Origin of the sequence: Geomicrobium sp. JSM 1781026 (genome assembly GCF_041949955.1) — a bacterium.
Lineage (GTDB): Bacteria > Bacillota > Bacilli > Bacillales > Marinococcaceae > Geomicrobium_A.
Genome location: NZ_JBHFQF010000009.1, coordinates 86,755 through 109,797, shown reverse-complemented (window position 1 = coordinate 109,797; position 23,043 = coordinate 86,755). Strand labels below are relative to the sequence as shown.

Below are 23,043 nucleotides of genomic sequence, written 5' to 3'. Positions count from 1 at the left end.
GTTTCTGCCTACTGGTTACGGTGTGGGAAAAAAGTCCAAATGCCCCATATATTCATTTAAGTGACATTTGGGAAAGAAATAGCATCATTTTAAACGTGGATGCGCACATAAACGGAGTCAACGGTCACAAATAACTATATATGTGACCGTTGAGGGCCGAAAATGAACGGTTTGAGGGCTGGATTGTCACATAAGTGACAGGTCTCACATGCTTGCGCCGAGTGATGACTATTGGCCACGTCTTGTTACCCTTCGGCCAACGTTTTCCCGTGTTGTCTGCAATCCTTGCAGTGACGAACAACGAACGGCAACGAAGTTGTTGAAGTGAGATGAATTTCAACAGACAATAGGTGGGGGTTTGCCTGTAAAGACCGATCTCGATCATCGGATTCAGTGAATTTCTTTCGTTCAACTTATAGAGCATTTTAGAAAAGGATAATCTCTGCGTGCTTACTTTTTTGGTATTTCAATTCTCAGTGACTGCTGTTTAGACTGTTTGCGAGTTAATCAATGGTAGCCAGTGGTATCGGTAGGGGATACTATCTTAACCTTCAAATTTTCGTACTCATCATCTAGGTTATCGATGAATAGCGAATTAATTATATCCTGAAGTTTGGAGTTGATAGAGAGATGATGAAGGGAATCTACGACCATGTTGACGATGAGCAGCTGAAAAAGTACGCAACGCTTGCTGTCCGGGCAGGTGTGAATGTGCAAAAGAACCAATTGGTCATCATTCATAGTGACATCAAAGATGCAACGTTTGCTCGTCTAATTCAAACAGAGGCTTATGATGCTGAGGCTTCACATGTGGTTATATACTGGTCAGATGAACAGGCAACTAAACTTTTTTTTAAGAATGCAGCGGACGTTCATATCGATTGCATACCTGAGTGGGAGAAGGCACGTTTTAAGGAGTGGGATGATGCAGGTGCTGCCCATATCCGAATTATTTCTGAAAACTTAGATGTTTTTAAAGAAGTGCCTGCAGAGCGGATGAGCCGTTTCCAGAAGGCGTTGCGGACTAAGTTGAAGGATCATTACGAAAAAACTAGATCTCACCAGTTACGTTGGTGTCTTCTAGCTGTCCCATCATTTGCTTGGGCAACTCAAGTATTTCCCGATTTAGAACAAGAAGAAGCGATACAAACGTTGTGGCAACTCATCTTACGAGGTGCACGGGCTGATGGGATAAATCCTATTATAGACTGGACAAATCATGACAGAGTCTTGGCGTCCCGAAAGAAGTATCTAAATGACAGCCAGTTTGAATCCTTACATTTTACGAATAGCCAAGGAACTGATTTATTCGTCGGTTTGCCTAACAGTCACAATTATATTGGCGGAGGGGTTAAAGATTCAGAGGGAATTACGTTCTTTCCAAACATTCCAACAGAAGAAATATTTACAGCTCCCCACAAAGAAAAGGTGAGTGGAAAGCTCGTAGCGACTAAACCACTGATTTATGAGGGAAGTACTATCGATGATTTCTATTTAATCTTTGAAGAAGGGCGGATCACTAACTACCATGCCTCAATTGGGCAAAAGGCGTTACAAAGGCTAATTGAAACGGACGAAGGTTCACATTATTTAGGCGAAATTGCTTTAGTGTCTAACCATTCTCCTCTTGCTCAGACAGACACGCTTTTTTATAACACCTTGTTTGACGAGAATACGGCGTGCCACATTGGAATTGGAAACGCTTCTCCATCCAACCTTCAGGGAGGGAGTAACCGATCGGTAACAGAGTTAGAGGAAGCAGGGCTCAATCGTTCCCTCCTATTAGTGAATGTGACCTTTGGTTCTGAAAGTATGAAAGTAACCGGAATGAAAGAAAACGGAGAGGGTGTGTTGCTAATGAAAGAGGGGGAGTTCAAATTTTAAGTTCGTTACGCAGTGGTGTGTTCCTTTTTTATTGAGTTAGATTTGTTCACCTCGAAGAATATTTTAAATGTCAGGCGCTATAGTGCACAGGTTTGTATAATCATTCGGGCTGATTTTAGCTTTTGTAGGACTTGTTATGAGTTTTAAAGCTGTACGTGCGATTGATAAAAAGGGTGAAATTGTTGTACTTATTAATAAGGTTTCTGCATTAATTATTTGGGGAGTGGCAAGTTAATTCAGTAATGAGCATTTCAATATCATGTAGCGAGCGTCCATCAGTTGGTCGTGAACCAAGGAAAGCCAAGTGTTTACTACAATTTAGGTGGGGATGTTATGCGAGGTAAGGTCATAGGCATATTTCTTTTCTTATCGTTCGTCTATCTTCAGCATCAATTCGTAGAGAGGACGTATTGGCTAGGTATTGTCCCTGATGCCATCGTGACCGATGTCGTTACACTTTTCATTGTTTATCCAGTAATTATAGGAATATCGGCATTTTTAGCGATGGACGTAGTGAACTTTATGAATCCTCGCCGTACTCGTTGAAAGTTGGTAAGGAATGTTGGATCGCTCCGGATTCAATTCAAGGGGGTTGTGTATGGGCTTCTGGTATTTTTTATTGCTACTTGTCGGAATGGCGTCGGTCATTATGAGTTTGAATATTCGCACTGTATCTCGAGAGGTAAAGTTATTTGTGATCCTCTTTTTTTGCGGAGGTGCATGCACCATCCTCGCTCTCGTTATGTTTTTACCAGGCGCTTCGGAGATTATCGCGATCTTTTTGGATGTGGAATAACTGGACCGCTTCTAATCCCAGTTAGGAACGGTCCAAAACTTCCGCGCATACCGTAGGGGATATGTGGAAGGAGAGTGGGTGTCATGAAGACATATTGTGCGCTAGTATCTCTAAAAGAAATTCGCTTGGAAAATGTGGATCGAAAACCTGTGGACATTCATGATTTGGCAGAGAGCATTCAAATTACGGGTATTGTTGCTCCGTTGATCGTTGAGCAAATTGATGAGCGAGATTACATTTTACTTGATGGGTTTCGTAGGTATAATGCGCTCACGGAACTTGGGATTGAAGAGACGTATTGTCTCGTACGACCTTGCACATCGAAAGCGAATCGGCTATACGATCAGTTATTATTGGAGATAAACACAAAGCCATTAACGGCGGAGCAAGTCGTTCGCCACGTTGAAAAGTTATTAGACATGGGTGTTTTCAAAGTATTGTCCGAAAGCATTCCTGAAGGTGAGCTCCATAGATTATTGGATACCGTGCCGTTTCATTCAGATTTGAAGCGCCATCTTTTGCACTTGTACAAAAACCATATGATTGAAGAAAAAACGCTCAAGTTTATTGTCACGATCTATGAACTTCCTGGTTTCGAAGACTTAGATGAGCGGACGAAGGTAAAAGTCGTTGAAGCTGTATTGAACAGAACAATGAAGCCATAACTCTTGCTGGAAATGGCAAGACGACACGGGAGTCCTGCCATTTTCATATTCCAGTTTCTGAGTCCAAAATATATGGACCAAAAATGGACAACTCAATCAGTTGTTCAGCCATTTGTTCTGGGGAGTGGGTGTAATGATTTTTTATCCACCAAAGAATACTTTCAACGTAAGCGCCGGTGATGTAGGAGACGAGTAACGTGCGGTCTACACGAAGTCGATCACTATACATCGTGTGCGTAATGCCTTCGTCCACGTATTCTTGAATAATGGTTTTCACGTGATCGAGAAACACCGCATCAACTTGTTGTACGAGCATTGTTTCATAAGTGAGGTGCTGGTCATAAATATGCTCAAATAATGTTGTCAAGTACGTTGCCCGTTCTTCTGCACGTAATTGTGTTAACGGTTTAGGATTATTGATCGTTAATGATTGTTTCAATTCGTGTAAAAGGGTGGAATGAATGTCTTGCCTAAGGGATGCGATATCGTTGAATTGCTTATAAAACGTTGGGCGGGTCACATTCGCCTCTTGGCACACTTGTTGAATGGTTAGTGGTGAAGATTCATTTGCGATTAGCGTGATGTATGCGGTGTGAAGTTTATCCTTTGAACGGGATTGCCTCGGATCGGTTTTTTTCATTGTTATCACCTGCTGTTATAGTCGTACAAATTCTATCATAGCAAGCGGCATAATTATATGTTTCAGGAGCTGTTAAAAAAAGAAATCAGGAGCGTCCTGATTTCTCGATTATTAATTTATAGTGCTGTCCAACCGCCATCGATCACAAGCTCAGAGCCGGTCATGAATTTCGATTCGTTACTCGCTAGGAATAATACACCGTAGGCAACGTCTTCGGGTTCACCGAGGTTTGGTAGTTGTGTGTGCATTTGATAGTATGGCATGGCGTTTTCCATCGTTTCTGCCGTCATAGGAGTGACGATGATACCAGGGTGTACGGAATTCACACGAATGTTGTCTTTCCCATACTCAACCGCTGCTGATTTAGATAAGGAACGCAGTGCGCCTTTTGCAGCTGTATATGGGCTCGAGCCGGCCATACCAACAAGTCCACCAATGGAAGAGATGTTAATGACTGACCCTGATCCGCGGTTTTTCATTTCTGGAATTGCATACTTCATACCGAGAATACAGCCGTTTAAATTCACATCCATCACTTGATTCCATTGTTCCATTGATAATTCAGCAAAGCTTTTGTTTATAGAAATCCCCGCATTGTTCACAAGCACATCAACACCGCCGAACGTGTCTAGCGTCTGCTTGATGACAGCCTTCCATTGATCCTCAGAAGCAACATCGTGTTTGATGCCAATAATATCGCCGTCGTTTTCCTGGATGGACGATACAAGTTCTTTTAATACTTCTTCATTAATATCGGTGGCGACAACCTTTGCGCCTTCCGCAGCAAAAAGCTCTGCTTCCTTCGCGCCCATGCCGTTCGCAGCACCTGTAATAATCGCAACTTTATCTTGTAATCTCAAAATGTTCCCCTCCAATTATTGAAGACTTAATTTACAAAATGTAAATTAGTTTACTATTTAGTTATAGCATATAGCTTGTGAACATGCCAACAACTTCACGCCTTATTATTTGATTGAGTTGTAGACAGTGCTCGTTTTTCGTTAAATGCGCACATTGTGGCGAAGTGCACGCATTCGACACTAGAGCGAACACATTCGACACGAAAGTGCACATAATCGACATGAGAGTGCACACTTTTGACAAAGAAGTGCACCCATTCGACACCCTCCTCCTCGACTAAAATTAAAAATGACCCGTGCCATTCAATTTATCTAGCTAAGGAGATGGTGTACACTTGAATTAGTAGTTCTTTGAAGGAGAGGGGCAGTTGCTATGCACATTCAACGAGCAACTATTGACGATGTACCGGGAATTATTCGTGTGTGCACAAAAGGGTACTGGGCAACGTACAGAGAACTTGTGTCTGATGAATACATTGAGCGAATTTGTAATGAATTCTACAACGAAGAGCGAGTCACAAGTGAAGTGACATCCATCGATGAGCGTTGGGTTGGTTACATTGTTGCTATTGAGGACGGACAAGTGATTGGAGCAGGTGGTGGAGGGATGCTATCAGCCAACCGTTCTGAGGTGTACGTGCTTTACTTGGATCCAGACAGAAGAAATGAAGGCATTGGCTCAAAAATCCTTGCAGAAATAACCGCGCAACAAATGAATCTAGGTGCCACTGAGCAGTGGGTGAGTGTACAAGAAGGAAATCAAAAAGGCATTCCCTTTTATGAAGCGAAAGGATTTATTTACGAGTCGCGCGTAAAGGCGTATGCCAATACTGAAGATGAGCGGTACGTGAACCTTAGATACAGACGGACAATTGGGACATGAATTTATGTTGGGGAGGAACAGAAACAATGGAGGCGATTGAAACACCCCGTTTAATTATTCAACAACTGAATGCGGATCATGCGAAAGATGTATTAGAATTTTATGTTCAAAATCAAGATTTCCTACTAGAGTGGGAGGCGAGAAAGAGTGAAGATTTTTACACACTTCAAGCGCAGGAGAAGTTGTTACTAGATGACCAAGTGAACTTTGAAGCAGGGAAAGCTTTGAAGTTATGGATTTATAAGAAAGAAGATGATAGTCGCATTATTGGTTGCATTCATTTTTCGACAATCATTCGTAGTATTATGCAATCTTGCTTTGTTGGCTACAAGATGGATGGTTTAGAAAACGGGAAAGGATACATCACCGAAGCGTTACATGCTGCTGTTGATTTAATGTTTAGTAAATATAATTTACATCGAATAGAAGCACCCATTATGCCAAGGAACATAGCTTCTATTCGAGTTGTTGAGAAATTAGGATTTGAACAAGATGGACTAACGAAAAAAATGCTATTAGTAAACGGGGTTTGGGAAGACCATTTACGGTTCTCACTATTAAACCCGACTCAAACGTGTTGACATCTAAAAACGAGATAAAATATTAACTACCGTTAGTTATTTATAATCGAATAGAACTTTCTAGGGTTCCGCTACTCGGTAGGTCTGGTCCGAGGGAAAGTGCAGCATGCATGTTCCAGTGCTGTTCACGGAGGGAAAAAAGCCCGGGAGATATTGTGTGATGAGGCCACGCAGTATGTCCCGGGCTTTTTCATGTTCTTAAAAGCCTTGGGAATAATAAAACATGAGGTGATTATATGTGGATTGTTGTCGTGATTGCCGCGATTTTTGAAATTGGCTGGGCAACGGGCTTAAAATATGCAAATGATGCGTTGACGTGGACATTAACGATTATCGCCATTGTTATTAGTTTTGGTTTGTTAATCCGAGCAGCGTCGACGTTGCCGACGAGTACGGTGTATGCGGTATTCGTTGGATTAGGAACGGTTGGAACGGTAGCTGTTGATATTATATTCTTTGGTACAGCGATCAATATTGGCGTTATCTTTTTCGTTGTGATGCTTCTTTCTGGCGTGTTAGGACTGAAAATGGTAACAGGTGAAAAGGAGGAAGGTCGGTCATGAGTTGGATCATTCTCATTATTGCGGGGTTACTTGAAGTCGTTGGTGTCAATGGAATTCAACGTTATATAAAAGGACAAAAGGTGAGCGGAATTTTGTTCGTTGTGTTTGGGTTTGCGATAAGTCTCACCCTCTTAGCCATTGCGATGGAGCAGATCCCTCTTGGTGTTGCATATGCGGTGTGGACGGGCATGGGGACTGTCGGAAGTGCGGTCATCGGTATGATTTTCTACAACGATTCCAAAGATGTAAAGCGTATTGTATGTCTAGCTGTCATCGTTGTAGCTGTCATTGGTTTGCGTGTGGTATCTAATTAACTATGCTGACCATGGCGATTAACAACACTAGGTAAGCCATCGAAGGCGGAAGTCTGAGAATAAAGACACAGGCACATTTTCTTTAAAATGGTTGAGGTTTGCTTCTTTTTTCCTCTTTTTATATTGAACGACAAAAAAATAGGAAAGGGGAACGAGAAGATGACGAGAGAGGAATTTCTACAAGAAATCCGTGAGACAGTGATGACGTTGTGGGCAGACTTTCAAATTTTACCTTCCATTGCTGCTGCACAAGCGGCACATGAATCGGGGAACGGACAATCTGATTTGGCACAAAATGGGAATGCACTATTTGGTATTAAAGTCGCGAACGGTGTATGCGATGGGCCAGGTGAGCCCGTATCCTTTGATGACCCAAGTTGGACAGGAGGTGTGATTTGTCACTTAACGTGGGAGCATATTGATGGGGAAGATATTCAAGTGTATGATACGTTCCGAATTTACGATTCTTGGGGAGCGTCGATTCAAGATTATGCCGACTATTTGCACGTGCGCGGCTTGTATGATGCTGTCATCGGGGAGACCGACTATCTAGTCGCTGCACAAGCGCTATTTGATGCAGGCTATGCGACCGACCCTAACTATGTCGAGCGAATTACTACACTCATCGAAGAATATCAACTTACCGATTGGGATGAAGAAGCGCTAAGCGCTAGTGGTGGGTCTGAAGGCGCTACGTCTTGCTAGAGTATTATTATTGACTGATCCTGAAAAAGGGATCAGTCTTTTCAATAGATCTAAGCAGCCAGTCTATCGAAGTCGTCACTGCCTGTTTACAACCTTCACCGTTCTGTCTATCCTAAAAGTAAAGCACAAGGGGAATAAGTTGATGACGATTCTACTCGTAGAGGATGACAAAACGATTGCGCTCGGTCTGGAATATTCACTCCAACAAGAAGGGTTTGAAACGATTCATGCTGTAGATGTTGCTTCTGCGAAATCGATGATTAGTGCATCGATCGAGTCAATTTCACTTTGTTTGCTTGATTTGTCATTGCCCGATGGTTCTGGATATGAGCTTTGTGAGCTCGTAAAAGGCAAGAAGGACATTCCGGTCATTTTCCTTACCGTCGTTGATGATGAGGTGAATGTAGTGATGGGGCTTGATATGGGCGCGGACGATTACATTACCAAGCCGTTTCGAATTCGTGAGTTAATCTCCAGAATAAAGTCGGTGTTGCGTCGTTATGAAAAGCAACACGGTCATGAGCAGAATACTCGTGTGGAGCTTTATGATGTTGAGGTTGCTGTTCAAGAGGCAAAGGTGTGGAAGGCCGGGCAGGAAGTCATGTTGACGGCGTTAGAATACCGTTTATTACTTATATTTCTGCAACATAAAGGACAAGTCTTATCCCGAGCTCAATTATTGGAGCAGATTTGGGATGTGGCGGGTGAGTTTGTGAATGACAATACACTTACGGTTTACATTAAACGGTTACGTGAAAAACTTGAAGATCACCCTCAACAACCACAGATCATTCAGACGGTTAGAGGTCTGGGGTATCGGGCAGGTGAATGAAGATGTTGCGTAATCGAGAAATACGTCTGCTTTTAGTGAGTCAATTGATCATCTGTCTCGTCGCAATTTCCGGAGTCCTTCTTTTTCCAAGTGCTTCACTCATAATTATGATTAGTTTGTCGGTACTCCTCATAGTGGTTCATCTGTCTTTTACGCACTGGAAATACAAACGATTACAACGGTTGTCGGCATACTTACAACAAATCAATGCTGGAGACTATACGCTAGATGTACGGGATAATGAAGAAGGCGAGTTAAGTATCTTAAAGAATAACATCTATAAAGTGACAACACGGTTAGCAGACTATTCGGCTGGGTTGAAAGGAGATAAAGAGAAGCTCACAGAAGCGATCTCTGACGTGTCTCATCAGTTGAAAACACCCATCACATCAATGATGGTGATGGCGGATTTACTTGAGAGGGATAACCTCGATGTTGCAAAGCGCCAGCAGTTCACAAAGGCCATTCAAGAACAATTGGAACGGTTAGATTGGCTTGTAAGTTCTCTTTTAAAGCTCTCAAAGATGGATGCAGGAACGATTGCGTTTAAGAGAGACCGGTTTGACATGAATACGTTGGTTGAAGATGCACTTAAGCCCATGCTCATTTCCATTGATTTAAAAGGTTTAACGATTAACCAGATTGGCAACGATCAAAGTCGACTCGTTGCAGATTACCATTGGACAAAGGAAGCCCTTATTAACATTCTTAAGAATGCAGTAGAACATAGTCATCCAGGAAAGACGTTAACGATTCATTATCACGAGAATGCGTTGTATCAAGAAATTGAGGTTACTGACTATGGCAGCGGCATTCCAAAACATGACGTGCCGTATGTTTTTAAACGTTTTTACAAAGGGGAAAATGCTGGTGATAATAGTGTTGGCATAGGTTTGGCAATGGCGTATCAGATTGTCACAAGGCAAGGTGGCGACCTTGAAGTGCGAAGTGAAGAGGGCATAGGGACAACGTTTTCAATGAAGTTTTACAAACAGACGATCTAAGAGTAGTCGTTATGCAAAGAAGCATTAACGCTACTCTTATTTGCATTTCATTTTAAGTGACGGTATTGTCACTTGCCGAGTCACGAAGCCGTCACGTTAGACGCTTATGCTTAACGTATACAGATGATCTGGAGGGAACGTTATGGAGATTTTAAAGATTGAACAATTGTCAAAAGTATACGGACAAGCAGATACAGCGGTGAAGGCGTTAGATGACGTTTCATTCTCTGTGAAAAAAGGAGAGTTTGTGGCGATCGTGGGTCCATCCGGCTCTGGGAAGTCGACGCTTCTTCACTTATTGGGAGGCGTGGATCGGCCGAGCAGTGGCAAAGTGTGGGTCGATAATACAGATATTTATCAATTGAATGAAACAAAATTAGCGATTTTTCGTCGCCGACAAATCGGGTTAATTTATCAATTTTATAATCTGTTGCCGATTTTAACGGTTGAAGAGAATATTACGTTGCCGCTTTTGTTAGACGGCCATAAGGTTGACAAGAAACAGTTTCAAGAAACGGTAGAGTTGTTAGGGTTGCAAGAGCGTATTCATCACTTGCCGAATCAACTGTCTGGGGGGCAGCAACAACGCGTGTCCATTGGTCGAGCGTTAATTAGCAACCCTGCGATTATGTTGGCAGATGAGCCAACGGGAAACTTAGACAGTAAAAACAGTAAAGAAATCATTGATCTACTAAAGATGTTCAACCGCACGTACAATCAGACGTTGCTCGTCATTACGCACGATGACCGTATTGCTCTTCAAGCGGATCGAATCATTTCGATTGAAGACGGGCGCGTGAGTAAGGACGAGGTGATTCGTCCATGAGCATCGTCAACAAAATAACTAGGCGGCATCTTAAAGAGAACAAAAAACGCACGCTCATTACAATCATGGGAACGATTATTTCTGTTGCCATGATCATGGGAGTAGCAACGTTAGGATCCACGTTTCAAGACGTCTTAAAGCGCAATGCCATTGAAAATGTAGGCGATTGGCATGCTGCATTTGAGCAGGTCAACCAAACCCAACTTCAAGCAATTCAAGAAAGTGATTTGTTTGATGACGTCGCGCTAATACGTGAGTCTGGTTACGCTGAGTACGGGGCGAGTACTGATTCATCAAAGCCCTATGTATATGTCACAAAATTAAATGAAGCGGGTTTTGATACGATGCAATTAGAGCTTGTTGAAGGGCGATTTCCGAGCGGACCAGATGAAGTGATTGTGTCGGAACAATTGATGGACATCGGTAGTGAGATTCATCTGGAAATGGGGGAGCGAGTCGCAGAAGACATCACGTTTGATGATGAGCGGACACATGCGTATGCTCTACACACCGTTAACGGTGAACGTGCCGAGCGACTAACGAATGTCACGGAAGATTCGTTTAGTATCGTTGGGGTTGTCCGGGAGCCTCTCTGGCAGCATTCTTGGACACCAGGTTACCCTATTATCGGTCATCTTGATGAAGGAGAAATTGCAGACGACAGCACAGCGATGGCGTACATGTCAGTCAGTGATGTGGACCGTACGATTTATGATCAAGTGAACACGTTTGCCGAGGAGGCAGGCTTAGAGCAACCGTTCTACAATGATTCACTATTACGTGCACATGGGCTGACAGCAAGCGACAATATGCAAACGACGCTGTATGGACTCATGGCCATTGTGATGGTAATTATCGTCATTGGATCAGTGGCTCTCATCTTTAATTCGTTTGCCATCTCTGTATCTGAGCGTTCTCGCTATTTAGGAATGCTCTCAAGTGTTGGTGCGACGAAGCGGCAGAAACGAAATTCGGTCTACTTTGAAGGATTGATCATCGGACTGATTGCGATTCCTATTGGGATTGTAGCTGGAGTTGCAGGAATTGGGGTGACGACTTATTTTATTAATGATCTTCTATCTAGTGCACTCGATACCGAACTAAGAATGGTCGTTTCTAAAGAATCGGTCTTTATTTCAATTGGCCTTGCAGCGATGACAATTTTCATCTCCACGATTATTCCGGCCTTACGGGCTTCACGAATTACCGCGGTTGATGCAATCCGGCAATCACAAGACGTCAAGCTTACGAAAAAGAAAGTGAAAACCAATCGTCTCGTGCGAAAGCTGTTTGGGGTAGAAGGAGATTTCGCATTAAAGAATTTGAAGCGAAACAATAAGCGTTATTTCGTTACCGTTTCTTCATTGGTCGTGAGCATCATTTTATTTCTTTCGATATCGTACTTTGCTTCAGCACTTTCGCAATCAATGCACATGTCTTTTGGGAACCAAAATTACGATCTTAGTATTCAAGTTGATCGTAATGACGATGAGTTTGCAGCCATTGTTGATCAAGTGATGAACATGGATTCGGTAAATGAAGGCAGTGTAAACCGCTCTGTGACATTTCGAACGCTTGTGGAGCCGGAAAGGTGGCCTGAAGGCTTGACCAATCAGGTCGAGGATAACATGGATTACTTGATTGATGGGAACTATCCTTATCCTGTCCAAGTGATCGGTCTCGATGCCGATAGCTTTTCTGAATACGCGACTTCCATCGGTGCAGATGTTGAGCGATTTATCGGTGCAGATGAAACGCGGGCCATACTTGTGAGTGAGATACTGTACGAAGATACAGAAGCAGGTAGATATGTAGAAGAGCCTAGTGTACTTGCGAATGAAAATGATACGTTCACAATAGAACAGGAAAATTACGATGAAGAACGAGAATTGTACGAATATGAAGACGTTGTTGATGTTGAGATCGGAGCGATTACGAACGATTACCCACTTGGTTATTTTGAACAATGGTTAGGGTCAATGGTTCTCATCGTTTCACCAGATGTATTTGAAGATATTCAAACGGTAAGCGGTCAACCTTTGTATGATATGCTGTATGTAACGACTGACCAACCGGAGGCTTTACAGCAAGAACTTGAAGATCATGCGCTCATTGATGAGGCAGCGATTCATAATACGTACGCTCAAGAGCAGCGGGATCAACAAATCACCACCGTCATGTCCATCTTTTTATACGGGTTTATTACGCTCATATCAATGATTGCTATTGCAAACATTATAAACACAATTTCTACGAGTATTGCGCTTAGAAGACGAGAATTTGCGATGTTAAAATCAATCGGTATGACGCCTCGGTCGTTTAACAAGATGATCTATTTCGAAAGCATCTTTTATGGTCTAAAGGCGTTGTTGTATGGCCTTCCAATTAGTATTGGGATTATGTATAGCATCTATATTACGAATCAAAACGCGTTTGCTTACGCTTTTACACTGCCATGGCTGGAGATTATCATTGCCATTGTTGCGGTTTTGGTAATTGTCATCGTCGCGATGATCTATTCCATGTCCAAAATCAAAAAAGACAATATCATTGAGACACTAAAACAAGAAAATGTGTAATAGCAGTGTGGAGCCTCACTTTTGTGGGGCTCTTCTTATTTTAATATTCTAGTGTTTCATTTGACATTTAATAATTTAATAGTATAGTTTTATCTAAATATTTATCATATATAGATAGAGAATAATGTGCGGTACATCGTGCAGCATAGGAGGTAGAAAACATTGAAGACGACACTCCGTGTTGCTGGGGTTTACGTTGGTGCCGTCGTTGGTGCGGGCTATGCTTCAGGACAAGAAATGCTTCAATTCTTTGTGAGTCATGGTGTGTGGGGAATTGTAGGAACGGCGGTTACGATGATTTTGTTGCCGATTCTCGGCTACCATCTCGTGATGCTCGGAGATCAGTTACACGTTCGCAATCATAAAAAGGTGCTGTATCATTTATGTGGAAAATACCTTGGACCGGTCATCGATGTCGCGCTTACTTTTTTCCTGTTTGGCTTAGGAGCGATTATGATTGCAGGAAGTGGTTCATTATTTGAACAATCATTCGGCCTTGCACCGATTTGGGGCTATGTTTTTATGAGTCTCGTACTCATATCCACCTTATTACTCGATACGAATAAAATCATAACGATCATTAGCTCGTTAAGTCCTTACATACTCGTGCTTTTATTCATTATCGTTGTGTATTCAATCTTTGCGAGCGAAGCGAGCTTCGCGACGTTGGAAAGCATCGCTAGCCAACAATTAACGGTGTCTCCACATTGGACACTAAGTACACTCATTAGTGTTTCGTTTAACTTTATGGTCGGATTTGCCATCATGGTTGTGTTAGGAGCCGTAGAGAAAGATCGGAAAGGATTACGAAATGGTGCGATCTTAGGTGGTGTGGCGTTAGGTGTAATTGCTATTATTGTGGCACTTGGTGTGTACTTAAACTTAGACCGGGTTCATGAGGCTGAAATGCCAATCCTGTTATTGGCACATGAGTTTAATCCAATTGTTGGATTCTTCATGGCAATCGGTTTACTCATGATGATCTATAGTACAGCAGCAACGTCGTTATACACGTTCCTAGTACGTTTCTTTGCACCGAACACGAACGCCTACAGAGGAGCAGTTGTTGTTGCTTGCTTACTCGGCTTAGGTTTTGGATTCATCGGTTTTGTTGACCTCGTCAACACCGTTTATCCATTGCTTGGGTACATCGGATTTATCGTCATTGTTAGCCTGATTATTAATATTGTAAGGCGGCCGAAGCAAAAGGTCGTATAAATCAGTAGCCGTGATAAAACCAAACAAAAAAAGCTCGCATTGTTTAACTACAACGCGAGCTTTTTCTTATTTCCTCCGAATGCCCATCGGCACATTTGCGCGTTCTGGCCATTGCCCTCTGTCTAATTTGGGTAGAGAAGAGAGGCTTTGTTCAATTTCCTCTGGAAATGGTCCAGGGCGTCCAGTCGTTGTGTCCATTCCCATTACCATTTGTTCACTTGTTGCGATGATGTCACCGTGATCATTTTCCATCTCAAACCAAAGGTGCAAACGTTTGGCATCTTGATCGAGAATGGTGACGGTCGTTCGTAACGCTTGTTGTTCATGGGCTTCTTGTAAATAACGAATGTGCGCTTCTAACGTGAAAATCGTGTATGCGTGGCGCTCTCGTCCAGATGCATCCAACCCGGTCGTTTCCATGAGTGCATCGAGGCTCTCGCTAAACACCAAGGAATAAGATGCATCGTTCATGTGACCATTGTAATCGACCATGTCAGATTGGACACGACCGTTCCAAATGACTTTACGTTCTGTCATAAGCAATCACCTTTTCTGATGGCCAAAAACCTTCTTCTTCGAGTAAGTCCATCAATTTAATTAAGAAACGATCGCGACGATGTTCAAGGTCTGCGATTGATACAGTTCCACTTTGTTCTGCCGTTCCTTGAATGACTTTTTCGCTTAATTCTTTCGTTAGTTCAGGGGCAACGAGACGTGTCCACGGAAGTTTTAGCGCCGGACCAAATTGCTCAAGCATATGGCGCATGCCGGCGTTGCCGCCTGCTAAATGCAACGTCATAAACGGTCCCATTAATGCCCAACGAAGGCCAGGGCCATAAACGATGGCTTTGTCGACTTCTTCTGTAGTCGCAACACCGTCATTGACGATGTGAAGACTTTCCCTCCAAAGAGCTTCCATCAGGCGATCGCCAATGTGACCATCAATTTCTCCGCTCATCATGAGTGGTTTCATGTTCATCTCGTCGTACATCGCTTGTGCTTGCTCCGTGTAACGGCGATCTGTTTGTTTACCCCCGGCAATTTCGACAAGCGGCACTAAATAGACCGGGTTAAAAGGGTGAGCAACAATGACTCGCTCTGGATGTTTCGTGCAAGCCTCTTGTAACACAGACGGCATATAGCCCGATGTGCTTGAAGCGAGAATCGCCTCCGGTTTCGCCGCAGCATCGGCTTGCGCGAGCACGGATTTCTTTAGTTCTTCACGTTCAGGTACATTTTCTTGAATGAGATCTGCATCTTCAACCGCTTCTTCCAAGGTTTCAAAGAATGTAAGATTGTTCAGCGATGCATCTTCAGAAATGCCATACTCTGTGAGTGTAGGCCAAATTTCTTCAAGGAGGTTTCTCGTGTTTTCTTCGGCGCCTGGAGCGGGATCAAAGGCGTGTACGCGGTGGCCATTCGCGATAAAACGAGCGATCCAACCGTTGCCAATAACACCCGTACCGAGTACTGCAAATGTCTTCATGATTTACACCTCTATCGATTAAATGCTTTTAAATTCAATTGTTCACGTGCTTCTCTTGGTGTCATAGGTTCAAGGTTAACACTGTTTAAGACGGAAACGGCTCGGTCGACAAGTTGTTCATTAGAGCCAAGTACACCTTTTTCAAGGTAAAGGTTGTCTTCCAGTCCAACGCGTACATTTCCTCCGAGTAAAGCCGATTGTGCAACCATCGGAAGTTGCATACGACCAATTCCAAACGCTGACCAATGGGAGCCTTCTACGGTACGTTTACGCATGTAATCAATCGTTTCGGCATCTGCATCGGCACCCCATGGGATCCCTAGGCAGAATTGATACATTGGGTTTCCTTCAATTAATCCTTCAGAGATAAGCTGATTCGCTAAACGAATATGACCTGTATCAAAGATCTCCATCTCAGGTTTCACGCCACTGTCTTTAATGAGTTGTGCATGCTCCCGGAGCCATCCAGCAGGGCCAAGATAGACTTCATCTCCGAAGTTCAAGCTGCCACAATCGAGCGTACAGATTTCTGGTAGCAATTTGCCGACGGGTTCATGGCGTTCCTGAGGGGTCTGGATGTCTGTTCCAGGGCCACCTGCAGTTGGTGTTTCTAGACTTGGGACAAAGTCACCGCCACCGCCGGCAGTAATGTTAATAATCACATCCGTATCAGCTTCACGAATTCTTTCAACCGTTTCTTTAAAAAGTTCAACGTCGTGACTTAGCTTTCCAGTTTTAGGATCACGAACATGAATGTGCGCGATCGCTGCACCGGCTTTAGCAGATTCAATGGCTGAATCGGCAATTTCTTTTGGTGTTATCGGTACGTGCTTGCTTTTGCTCGTTGTGTCACCCGCACCTGTAAGTGCAGCGGTAATGATTCGTTTATTGTTCATGATGGTTGTCCTCCTTTTGGCTGTCGCGAATCGGTACATGATCAAAGATCTGGCCACTTTCAAAGAAGTACACGAGTCGATCAATCCAGTTGTAATACGCTTGCCACGCATCAAGTTCTTCGGATAGCGCTTCAACGCGATCTTTAATTTTTACAGGCGTTTCACTCGATAAGGAAGTCTTCATATGATCCACGCGTTCTCGTAATCGTCGTTCAAGTGTCATATTACGTGACACAACTTCCTTCCAATTCGTCGTAAACAACGAGATGAATGTTTGTGCATAATCGCTTTCTACATTGTAATGTTCTTTGCGACTGCCTTTGACAAACTCTTTCTCTGCAATATTTAACGCAAGCATCTGACGCATGACTTGACTCATTCGCGTTTTGCTCATGCCTGTTTCTTCGGCAAGGGCATCTAACGTCATCGCTTCACGATTCATATAAATGATACCGAGTAGCCTTCCAACTGTTGATGAAACACCAAATGTCTCCATATTATCAGCAATTCGGTCGGTAATTTGATCTTCTGCTGCTTGTAATTCTGTAAGTAGCTGATCGTTTGATAATGATTCCACTGACATGCCTCCTTCAATCACTGTGATTAACCTTACCATTCCTCAAATCAATTGCAAAAAAACAGGTCAGGTAGAAAAAGTGAGGAATCGTTAGTAATTTTACGATATTACCTTTTGTATACTTTGTAAAGTTTAAATTGCATAGATTATACAAACTGTATCGGTTTTTTCAGGTTTTCCTATTTTAAGGTCGAAACATTATACTGAGAAAGTTGCAAACGAGAGTAAGAAATGATGGAGGTGCTTGATTTGCTAGAATTCAAAGACGTAACAAAAGCCTTTGATGGCAGTGAAAAGCCTGCAGTAAATAAACTGAACTTAACGATTGAACGAGGTGAGTTTGTCGTATTTATTGGACCAAGTGGTTGTGGAAAAACAACAACAATGAAAATGATTAACCGTCTCGTAGAACCATCGGAAGGTCAAATCTTGGTAGATGGGACGAATGTGTTAGATCAAGATTCTGTGCAATTGCGTCGTTCGATTGGGTACGTGATTCAACAAATTGGTTTAATGCCGCATATGACGGTAGGGGAGAACATCTCCCTTGTAGGTTCATTATTAAAATGGAGTAAGCAAAAGCAACAAGAACGTGCGAAAGAGCTTATTTCTTTAGTGGATTTACCAGAAGAGTACTTACAGCGTTATCCTCACGAACTTAGTGGTGGGCAACAACAACGAATTGGTGTGTTGCGTGCATTAGCTGCAAATCCACCGTTAATCTTGATGGACGAGCCATTCGGAGCGCTAGATCCGATTACCCGTGATGGTTTACAAGAAGAATTCAAGAAGTTGCAAAAAGAAGTGGATAAAACAATTGTTTTTGTCACTCATGACATGGATGAAGCCATTAAATTAGCCGATAAAATCGTCATTATGAACGCTGGAGAAATCGTGCAAGTCGGAAGTCCAGATGAGATTTTAAAGAATCCCGCTAATGAATTTGTTGAGGACTTTATCGGCAAAGATCGTTTGCTTCAAAGTCGTCCAGATGTGACGACTGTTAAGCAAATCATGAATGCAGAGCCAGTCACAGTGAAAGAAGAGCGTACTTTAAAAGAAGCGATTCAAGTGATGCGTGACAACCGTGTCGATTCTCTGTTAGTCATTGATGAGATGGACACGTTAAAAGGATACATCGATATTGAAATGATTGATTCGCATTATAAGAAACGGAATTTCGTCTATGAAGCGATGGATACCGAAGAATATTCCGTTCATAGTGAGGATTTGTTGCGTGACTCCATGTACCGGATGCTTCGTCGTGGTAGTGCGTACGTGCCAGTCGTTGAAGAGAACGATCGACTTGTAGGAATTGTTACGAGAGCAGCGCTCGCGAATATGGTTTATGACACAATCTGGGGTGAAGAAACCGCCCAAGTTGCCGCAACGGAATAAGGAGGTTACGACATGTTTGAAGCAATCATCGATACGCTAACAACGTACGGCTGGGATCTAGTAGAAAAGACCGGCGAGCATATGTACATTTCACTGGCAGCGATCCTTCTCGGAGTGATTGTAGCAATCCCTGCTGGTATTTTATTAACGAGAATTCCAAAAGTCGCTGATCGAATCATTTCATTTGTCGGCATCTTACAGACTGTGCCTAGTCTTGCGATCCTTGCATTTTTAATGCCATTTCTAGGTGTTGGTGTGTTGCCTGCAATCATCGCACTATTTATCTACTCGGTACTGCCAATATTAAGAAACACGTATACCGGTGTGATGGAAGTTGATCATAGTTTAAAAGAAGCCGGGAGAGGCATGGGGATGAGCAATTGGGAAACAGTTAGAAAGATTGAACTACCCCTTGCGCTACCCGTCATTATGTCAGGCATTCGCTTTGCGACGGTATACTTAATCGGTTGGGCAACTCTTGCCGCTTTTATCGGTGGTGGTGGTTTAGGTGATCTCATCTTTGATGGCTTAAACTTGTATCAACCTGAGTTAATTATTCTAGGAACCATTCCTGCAACCTTACTTGCATTGCTTGCAAATGGTTTACTTTCAAAGATTGAAAAGAAACTAACACCGGTTGCAATGAGAGGTGAAACCGCATGAAAAAAGTAATACCAACCGTGATGGCTTCAGCACTTCTGTTGTCAGGCTGTTCTTTGCCCGGCTTAGGTGGACCGTCAGAACAGACGATTCGTATTGCAACGTTAGATACCGTCGAATCTGAAATCTGGGGTTACACACTTGCTCATATGATTGAGCATTATACAGATTTAGAGACTGAATTAGTAACAAATCTTGGATCGACGATGGTGTTGCATCAAGCGATGATGCAAGAAGAAGTTGATATCACAGCAACCCGTTATACGGGAACAGATATCGCGGGCGTGCTCAATTATGAAGATGTTACAGATCCTGAAGAAGCGATGCAGATCGTCCAGCAGGAATTCGATGAGTTGTTCAATCAGACGTGGGCAGAATCCTATGGATTTGACAATAGTTACACGGTGTCTGTCACAGAATCATTTGCAGAACAAGAGAATATTGAGCATGTAGATGACTTAAAACCATTCGCAGATGAGATGAATTTCGGTGTTGATAATGCCTGGGTCAATCGAACGGGAGATGGTTATGCGGCATTCACTGAAACGCATTTTGCTTTTGGTGATGTGTACCCGATGGCAATTGGTCTTGTTTATGAAGCTGCGGCTTCTGGGAACATGGATGCCGTTCTAGGCTATTCATCAGATGGTCGTATTGCGGCTTATGATTTAACCGTTCTGGAAGATGACTTTTTTCCTCCATATGACGCTTCACCTGTGATACGTAATGAAGTGCTTGATGATCACCCAGAACTTGAAGGCATTCTTCATAAGTTAAGTGATACGGTGAGCACAGAAGATATGCAAGAGATGAATTATATGGGCGATGTTGAATTGGTTGGCCCATCAACGATTGCTCGAGAATTTCTCGAAGAGAATAACTACTTTGAAGATGGGGTAGTCAACGAGGAGGATCAGTAATGGAAACGTTTATTACGTATGTTTCTCAAAATGGTTTTTACATCTGGGAAGAGTTTTACCGTCACTTCTTGATGGCTGCCTACGGAGTCCTTTTTGCATCGATCGTTTCCATTCCAGTGGGTATTCTTATTGCAAGGTACGGAAAACTAAGTTCTTGGGTACTCACTTTTGGTAGCATTATTCAAACGATTCCTGTACTCGGCTTTATGGCCATTACGATGGTTGCGATGGGACTTGGTACAACGACGGTCATTACGACCGTATTCTTTTACTCACTTCTACCGATCATCCAAAACACGTATGTTGGCATTAAAGGTGTTGACAAGACAGTAACAAACGCCGCTTATGCTTCAGGGATGACACGCTTACAATTGTTAACAAAGGTGGAGTTACCCCTTGCAGTCAGTGTTATTATGGCTGGAATTCGGACAGCACTCGTTGTCGGCATCGGGATTGTGGCTATTGGAACGTTCGTTGGTGCTGGGGGACTTGGTGCGATTATCGTGCGTGGAACAAATGCGACCGACGGAACGGCAATTATTCTTGCAGGTGCAATACCAACAGCTCTGATGGCGATTATTGCAGACCTTATCATGGGTAAAATCGAACGAAAACTAAACCCCGCCAATAAAGCTGCGGTTGCTTAAATGACTGACGAGAAGTGCAAACAAGAACAAGCGTCACGGCGCTTGTTCTTGTTTGTATAACAACGCAGGTTCTCTATATACAATGAACGTAAGACTTTCCTGATTTGCGCTGTTGGGTTGGAAGGGTAGCGCGGTGCTGGGTGCCATTTTGCGCGCTAGTTTACACTTTCTGCGCGCAAGTTTGCCTAGTTTAACGATTTTGGCGCTCATTCCGCTAAACATGCGGGCAGTTTGTTCAAACTGGAGCGCAGATTCAATGCCCATAAGCGAGTACCCTGTCATCACCAAAGGGGCCGACGCCTCGTTTTCCTTTGTGACAGAAAAGGTTCGTAGAACTTCTTACGCCGAGCGGAAGGAATTGAGATTTGATGCAGTTTCAACATCAAGTACTGTTGAGTTTCTTTAGTTCAAACTATCTAGTAGCTGAACGGGTAACCGTTTCATTGTCATTAGCAAAGTGGGTGTTCGTTAAGTCTTCTGAAACAGTCCAAAGTTTACGCATCGTAGCTGAATGATAAACGTCGGTCTTTGGTTCCTCAATCGTTGGGTTTCCTTTCCTCCCACCTGCGCCATCGGGGCCAATGAGTTCACCACCTTGGAGCGAATCATCAGTAGCTGCCATAATCATCGGCAATGCCCCCATACTTGGCGGTTGGCTAAAGAGTTTAAGAAGTGGTTTGGCAAACCAACGGGTTTCTGTTTTTCCAAGTTTAAATAGATTTGTGGAGGATAATCCAGGATGAGCGGCTACGCTAATTGTAGTGTAGCCGTGTGTTTTTAAGCGATCATCCAGTTCTTTTGCAAACAGGAGATTTGCTAACTTACTCTGGCTGTAAAACTTGGAGCTACTGTACCCTGATATTCCATTTAAGTTATCAAAATGAATGGTTCCGTAGCGATATGCAATGGAAGTTAACGTGACAATTCGGGATGCTTCTCCTTTTTCTAATAGGGGGAGTAATCGGCCGGTAAGTGCGAAGTGACCGAGATGATTACTGGCGAATTGCAATTCAAAGCCATCATCTGTAACGGTGTGTGGGGGCATCATGACACCCGCATTGTTAATGAGCACGTCAATGGCAGAGAATTTCTCTTGTATTCGGTTGACAAACGGATCAACGGTTTCAAGTTTCGCAAGGTCAATATAATATACGTAAACCTGGGCATTTGGGTAATTAGTGAGAATCTCATGCTTAGCTTCCTCACCTTTTGCTTCATTTCTTACCGCGAGCACGACGTGACTGCCTAGTTGGGCGAAGTGTTTCGCCGCTTCAAATCCAATGCCGCTATTAGAACCGGTGATGATGACCGTTTTATTATTCATTATATCTCTCCATATCTTGAATTAATGTGAAAAACCATTTTCTAACGTGAGGAAAACATCATCCAAATAATCGTTAAAATGGCTTTCGGTTAGCTGCTCGGGAAGTCTTATAGAACCTTGCGAATCGGTTGTAGGAATAACTACAGAAATCACAGCACCTAAGAGAAGTTGATAATAATAATCAGGATAACGATGACCAAAATGATCTTTTAGTGCGTCAACACTATGACGCTGAATTTCAGTGAATGTCCCATAAATATAAAGCATCAATGTTTTATTCGTTCTCCCGAGTTGAACAATTTGATGTTTGCGTTCTATATTTTCAAAGACCATCTGGTTTTTTAACCCGTACTTAATAAGAGATAATGGGGTTTCTTCGTTAATGTCGACGCTCATAGACAACAAGTCAATATTTTTGTCGAAGATAAAAGCTGCATGAGCAATGGCTTCTTCTTTACAAGAAAAGTAGTTTGAGAAAGTACGGCGAGAGATCATTGCATCATTGGCAATGTCTTGAATGCCGAAGCCATCAACACCATATTTTTGGGCCAATTGAAATGCACAATCAGCAATTGAAGCCCTCGTCGCTTCTTTTTTTCTTTCACGCAAGCTGTGAGTCTCCATCATCATTGCCCCTTCGTCTTTGCTTTTTAATATCGTAAACTAAAATTGCTCAATGTGCAATTTTGCTCATTCGGCAATTTTTTGTATTGCAAATTTCGAACACATTAGATGGTGATTTACGTAAATGGATTAGCCTACTTATAGAAAGCAGCCATTTAATA

General features: G+C 42.9%; 26 protein-coding genes and 1 riboswitch. Of the genes, 18 read left to right on the top strand and 8 right to left on the bottom strand.

Annotated features, from left to right (window positions below; translation table 11 throughout):
• Window positions 1–630: 630 nt before the first annotated feature.
• The 4 genes from ACE1TF_RS16060 to ACE1TF_RS16045 all read left to right on the top strand — a co-directional run bounded on the left by ACE1TF_RS16060 (window position 631) and on the right by ACE1TF_RS16045 (window position 3,345).
• Window positions 631–1,884 (top strand): aminopeptidase, encoded by a 1,254-nt coding sequence (locus ACE1TF_RS16060; RefSeq protein ID WP_375018283.1) that lies wholly within the window; start codon window positions 631–633, stop codon window positions 1,882–1,884.
• Window positions 1,885–2,217: 333 nt separating this feature from the next.
• Complete coding sequence (locus ACE1TF_RS16055) at window positions 2,218–2,430, top strand: hypothetical protein (RefSeq protein WP_042401547.1); 213 nt, start codon at window positions 2,218–2,220, stop codon at window positions 2,428–2,430.
• Window positions 2,431–2,482: 52 nt separating this feature from the next.
• Window positions 2,483–2,680, top strand: coding sequence for a hypothetical protein (locus ACE1TF_RS16050; protein ID WP_375018280.1), 198 nt, complete (start codon window positions 2,483–2,485; stop codon window positions 2,678–2,680).
• Window positions 2,681–2,763: 83 nt separating this feature from the next.
• Entirely contained in the window at window positions 2,764–3,345 is a 582-nt protein-coding gene (locus ACE1TF_RS16045) for a ParB/Srx family N-terminal domain-containing protein (RefSeq protein ID WP_042401550.1), read from the top strand.
• A 43-nt stretch (window positions 3,346–3,388) separates the two neighbouring features.
• On the opposite strand, the gene ACE1TF_RS16040 is transcribed toward ACE1TF_RS16045, so the two are convergent.
• Both ACE1TF_RS16040 and ACE1TF_RS16035 read right to left on the bottom strand, forming a co-directional pair.
• Window positions 3,389–3,985, bottom strand: coding sequence for a TetR/AcrR family transcriptional regulator (locus tag ACE1TF_RS16040; protein ID WP_042401552.1), 597 nt, complete (start codon window positions 3,983–3,985; stop codon window positions 3,389–3,391).
• A gap of 116 nt (window positions 3,986–4,101) precedes the next feature.
• On the bottom strand, window positions 4,102–4,848 hold the full coding sequence (locus ACE1TF_RS16035; protein ID WP_375018389.1) for an SDR family NAD(P)-dependent oxidoreductase: 747 nt from the start codon (window positions 4,846–4,848) through the stop codon (window positions 4,102–4,104).
• Window positions 4,849–5,218: 370 nt separating this feature from the next.
• Here ACE1TF_RS16035 and ACE1TF_RS16030 point away from each other — a divergent pair, with 370 nt between their 5' ends.
• The 10 genes from ACE1TF_RS16030 (at window position 5,219) to ACE1TF_RS15985 (ending at window position 14,350) form a co-directional block, all read left to right on the top strand.
• A complete protein-coding gene (locus ACE1TF_RS16030) occupies window positions 5,219–5,728 on the top strand; it encodes a GNAT family N-acetyltransferase (RefSeq protein WP_375018278.1) in 510 nt (169 codons plus the stop codon).
• 26 nt (window positions 5,729–5,754) lie between these two features.
• The gene (locus tag ACE1TF_RS16025) at window positions 5,755–6,309 is read left to right on the top strand and encodes a GNAT family N-acetyltransferase (protein WP_375018276.1); all 555 of its coding nucleotides are present in this window, start codon (window positions 5,755–5,757) and stop codon (window positions 6,307–6,309) included.
• Window positions 6,310–6,358: 49 nt separating this feature from the next.
• Window positions 6,359–6,461: riboswitch (guanidine-I (ykkC/yxkD leader) on the top strand.
• Between the two features lie 84 nt (window positions 6,462–6,545).
• Window positions 6,546–6,872, top strand: coding sequence for a DMT family transporter (locus tag ACE1TF_RS16020; protein ID WP_375018274.1), 327 nt, complete (start codon window positions 6,546–6,548; stop codon window positions 6,870–6,872).
• Window positions 6,869–7,186 carry a DMT family transporter gene (locus tag ACE1TF_RS16015; RefSeq protein WP_375018272.1) on the top strand — a complete coding sequence of 106 codons (318 nt, stop codon included), beginning with the start codon at window positions 6,869–6,871 and terminating at the stop codon, window positions 7,184–7,186. Before ACE1TF_RS16020 ends, ACE1TF_RS16015 begins: the two co-directional genes overlap by 4 nt.
• 159 nt (window positions 7,187–7,345) lie before the next feature.
• Window positions 7,346–7,891, top strand: a complete 546-nt coding sequence (locus tag ACE1TF_RS16010) for a glycoside hydrolase family 73 protein (RefSeq protein WP_375018270.1) — start codon at window positions 7,346–7,348, stop codon at window positions 7,889–7,891.
• Window positions 7,892–8,033: 142 nt separating this feature from the next.
• The gene (locus ACE1TF_RS16005) at window positions 8,034–8,723 is read left to right on the top strand and encodes a response regulator transcription factor (RefSeq protein ID WP_375018268.1); all 690 of its coding nucleotides are present in this window, start codon (window positions 8,034–8,036) and stop codon (window positions 8,721–8,723) included.
• Window positions 8,724–8,725: 2 nt separating this feature from the next.
• Window positions 8,726–9,727, top strand: coding sequence for a sensor histidine kinase (locus ACE1TF_RS16000; protein ID WP_375018266.1), 1,002 nt, complete (start codon window positions 8,726–8,728; stop codon window positions 9,725–9,727).
• Between the two features lie 142 nt (window positions 9,728–9,869).
• A complete protein-coding gene (locus ACE1TF_RS15995) occupies window positions 9,870–10,553 on the top strand; it encodes an ABC transporter ATP-binding protein (RefSeq protein WP_375018264.1) in 684 nt (227 codons plus the stop codon).
• Window positions 10,550–13,132, top strand: coding sequence for an ABC transporter permease (locus ACE1TF_RS15990; protein ID WP_375018262.1), 2,583 nt, complete (start codon window positions 10,550–10,552; stop codon window positions 13,130–13,132). The genes ACE1TF_RS15995 and ACE1TF_RS15990 overlap by 4 nt, the downstream gene beginning before the upstream one ends.
• 162 nt (window positions 13,133–13,294) lie before the next feature.
• Window positions 13,295–14,350 carry a YkvI family membrane protein gene (locus tag ACE1TF_RS15985; RefSeq protein ID WP_375018260.1) on the top strand — a complete coding sequence of 352 codons (1,056 nt, stop codon included), beginning with the start codon at window positions 13,295–13,297 and terminating at the stop codon, window positions 14,348–14,350.
• Window positions 14,351–14,416: 66 nt separating this feature from the next.
• On the opposite strand, the gene ACE1TF_RS15980 is transcribed toward ACE1TF_RS15985, so the two are convergent.
• From ACE1TF_RS15980 to ACE1TF_RS15965, 4 genes are read right to left on the bottom strand one after another with little or no spacing between them, the layout of a single operon-like run.
• A complete protein-coding gene (locus ACE1TF_RS15980; RefSeq protein ID WP_375018258.1) occupies window positions 14,417–14,887 on the bottom strand; it encodes a thioesterase family protein in 471 nt (156 codons plus the stop codon).
• Window positions 14,874–15,836: a 3-hydroxyacyl-CoA dehydrogenase NAD-binding domain-containing protein gene (locus tag ACE1TF_RS15975; RefSeq protein ID WP_375018256.1), complete on the bottom strand. Its 963-nt coding sequence runs from the start codon at window positions 15,834–15,836 to the stop codon at window positions 14,874–14,876. Before ACE1TF_RS15975 ends, ACE1TF_RS15980 begins: the two co-directional genes overlap by 14 nt.
• 11 nt (window positions 15,837–15,847) lie before the next feature.
• Window positions 15,848–16,732, bottom strand: coding sequence for a beta-keto acid cleavage family enzyme (locus ACE1TF_RS15970; protein WP_375018254.1), 885 nt, complete (start codon window positions 16,730–16,732; stop codon window positions 15,848–15,850).
• Window positions 16,722–17,228 carry a GbsR/MarR family transcriptional regulator gene (locus tag ACE1TF_RS15965; protein ID WP_375018387.1) on the bottom strand — a complete coding sequence of 169 codons (507 nt, stop codon included), beginning with the start codon at window positions 17,226–17,228 and terminating at the stop codon, window positions 16,722–16,724. The genes ACE1TF_RS15970 and ACE1TF_RS15965 overlap by 11 nt, the downstream gene beginning before the upstream one ends.
• A 330-nt stretch (window positions 17,229–17,558) precedes the next feature.
• Here ACE1TF_RS15965 and ACE1TF_RS15960 point away from each other — a divergent pair, with 330 nt between their 5' ends.
• Genes ACE1TF_RS15960 through ACE1TF_RS15945 form a run of 4 tightly spaced genes read left to right on the top strand, consistent with a single transcriptional unit; the run spans window position 17,559 to window position 20,934 of the window.
• Window positions 17,559–18,707, top strand: coding sequence for a betaine/proline/choline family ABC transporter ATP-binding protein (locus tag ACE1TF_RS15960; protein WP_375018252.1), 1,149 nt, complete (start codon window positions 17,559–17,561; stop codon window positions 18,705–18,707).
• Window positions 18,708–18,719: 12 nt separating this feature from the next.
• Window positions 18,720–19,370 carry an ABC transporter permease gene (locus ACE1TF_RS15955; protein WP_375018250.1) on the top strand — a complete coding sequence of 217 codons (651 nt, stop codon included), beginning with the start codon at window positions 18,720–18,722 and terminating at the stop codon, window positions 19,368–19,370.
• The gene (locus ACE1TF_RS15950) at window positions 19,367–20,287 is read left to right on the top strand and encodes an osmoprotectant ABC transporter substrate-binding protein (protein ID WP_375018248.1); all 921 of its coding nucleotides are present in this window, start codon (window positions 19,367–19,369) and stop codon (window positions 20,285–20,287) included. Before ACE1TF_RS15955 ends, ACE1TF_RS15950 begins: the two co-directional genes overlap by 4 nt.
• Complete coding sequence (locus ACE1TF_RS15945) at window positions 20,287–20,934, top strand: ABC transporter permease (protein WP_042401589.1); 648 nt, start codon at window positions 20,287–20,289, stop codon at window positions 20,932–20,934. Before ACE1TF_RS15950 ends, ACE1TF_RS15945 begins: the two co-directional genes overlap by 1 nt.
• Before the next feature lie 412 nt (window positions 20,935–21,346).
• On the opposite strand, the gene ACE1TF_RS15940 is transcribed toward ACE1TF_RS15945, so the two are convergent.
• Together ACE1TF_RS15940 and ACE1TF_RS15935 are read right to left on the bottom strand one after the other, a co-directional pair.
• Window positions 21,347–22,258 (bottom strand): oxidoreductase, encoded by a 912-nt coding sequence (locus tag ACE1TF_RS15940; protein ID WP_375018246.1) that lies wholly within the window; start codon window positions 22,256–22,258, stop codon window positions 21,347–21,349.
• Window positions 22,259–22,279: 21 nt separating this feature from the next.
• Entirely contained in the window at window positions 22,280–22,867 is a 588-nt protein-coding gene (locus tag ACE1TF_RS15935) for a TetR/AcrR family transcriptional regulator (protein ID WP_375018244.1), read from the bottom strand.
• Between the last annotated feature and the right edge of the window lie 176 nt (window positions 22,868–23,043).

Coding starts and splice junctions, on each gene's coding strand:
- ACE1TF_RS16060 (WP_375018283.1), top strand. CDS start 631: ATGATGAAGGGAATCTACGACCATGTTGACGATGAGCAGCTGAAAAAG.
- ACE1TF_RS16055 (WP_042401547.1), top strand. CDS start 2,218: ATGCGAGGTAAGGTCATAGGCATATTTCTTTTCTTATCGTTCGTCTAT.
- ACE1TF_RS16050 (WP_375018280.1), top strand. CDS start 2,483: ATGGGCTTCTGGTATTTTTTATTGCTACTTGTCGGAATGGCGTCGGTC.
- ACE1TF_RS16045 (WP_042401550.1), top strand. CDS start 2,764: ATGAAGACATATTGTGCGCTAGTATCTCTAAAAGAAATTCGCTTGGAA.
- ACE1TF_RS16040 (WP_042401552.1), bottom strand. CDS start 3,985: ATGAAAAAAACCGATCCGAGGCAATCCCGTTCAAAGGATAAACTTCAC.
- ACE1TF_RS16030 (WP_375018278.1), top strand. CDS start 5,219: ATGCACATTCAACGAGCAACTATTGACGATGTACCGGGAATTATTCGT.
- ACE1TF_RS16025 (WP_375018276.1), top strand. CDS start 5,755: ATGGAGGCGATTGAAACACCCCGTTTAATTATTCAACAACTGAATGCG.
- ACE1TF_RS16020 (WP_375018274.1), top strand. CDS start 6,546: ATGTGGATTGTTGTCGTGATTGCCGCGATTTTTGAAATTGGCTGGGCA.
- ACE1TF_RS16015 (WP_375018272.1), top strand. CDS start 6,869: ATGAGTTGGATCATTCTCATTATTGCGGGGTTACTTGAAGTCGTTGGT.
- ACE1TF_RS16010 (WP_375018270.1), top strand. CDS start 7,346: ATGACGAGAGAGGAATTTCTACAAGAAATCCGTGAGACAGTGATGACG.
- ACE1TF_RS16005 (WP_375018268.1), top strand. CDS start 8,034: ATGACGATTCTACTCGTAGAGGATGACAAAACGATTGCGCTCGGTCTG.
- ACE1TF_RS16000 (WP_375018266.1), top strand. CDS start 8,726: ATGTTGCGTAATCGAGAAATACGTCTGCTTTTAGTGAGTCAATTGATC.
- ACE1TF_RS15995 (WP_375018264.1), top strand. CDS start 9,870: ATGGAGATTTTAAAGATTGAACAATTGTCAAAAGTATACGGACAAGCA.
- ACE1TF_RS15990 (WP_375018262.1), top strand. CDS start 10,550: ATGAGCATCGTCAACAAAATAACTAGGCGGCATCTTAAAGAGAACAAA.
- ACE1TF_RS15980 (WP_375018258.1), bottom strand. CDS start 14,887: ATGACAGAACGTAAAGTCATTTGGAACGGTCGTGTCCAATCTGACATG.
- ACE1TF_RS15975 (WP_375018256.1), bottom strand. CDS start 15,836: ATGAAGACATTTGCAGTACTCGGTACGGGTGTTATTGGCAACGGTTGG.
- ACE1TF_RS15970 (WP_375018254.1), bottom strand. CDS start 16,732: ATGAACAATAAACGAATCATTACCGCTGCACTTACAGGTGCGGGTGAC.
- ACE1TF_RS15965 (WP_375018387.1), bottom strand. CDS start 17,228: ATGGAGACATTTGGTGTTTCATCAACAGTTGGAAGGCTACTCGGTATC.
- ACE1TF_RS15955 (WP_375018250.1), top strand. CDS start 18,720: ATGTTTGAAGCAATCATCGATACGCTAACAACGTACGGCTGGGATCTA.
- ACE1TF_RS15950 (WP_375018248.1), top strand. CDS start 19,367: ATGAAAAAAGTAATACCAACCGTGATGGCTTCAGCACTTCTGTTGTCA.
- ACE1TF_RS15945 (WP_042401589.1), top strand. CDS start 20,287: ATGGAAACGTTTATTACGTATGTTTCTCAAAATGGTTTTTACATCTGG.
- ACE1TF_RS15940 (WP_375018246.1), bottom strand. CDS start 22,258: ATGAATAATAAAACGGTCATCATCACCGGTTCTAATAGCGGCATTGGA.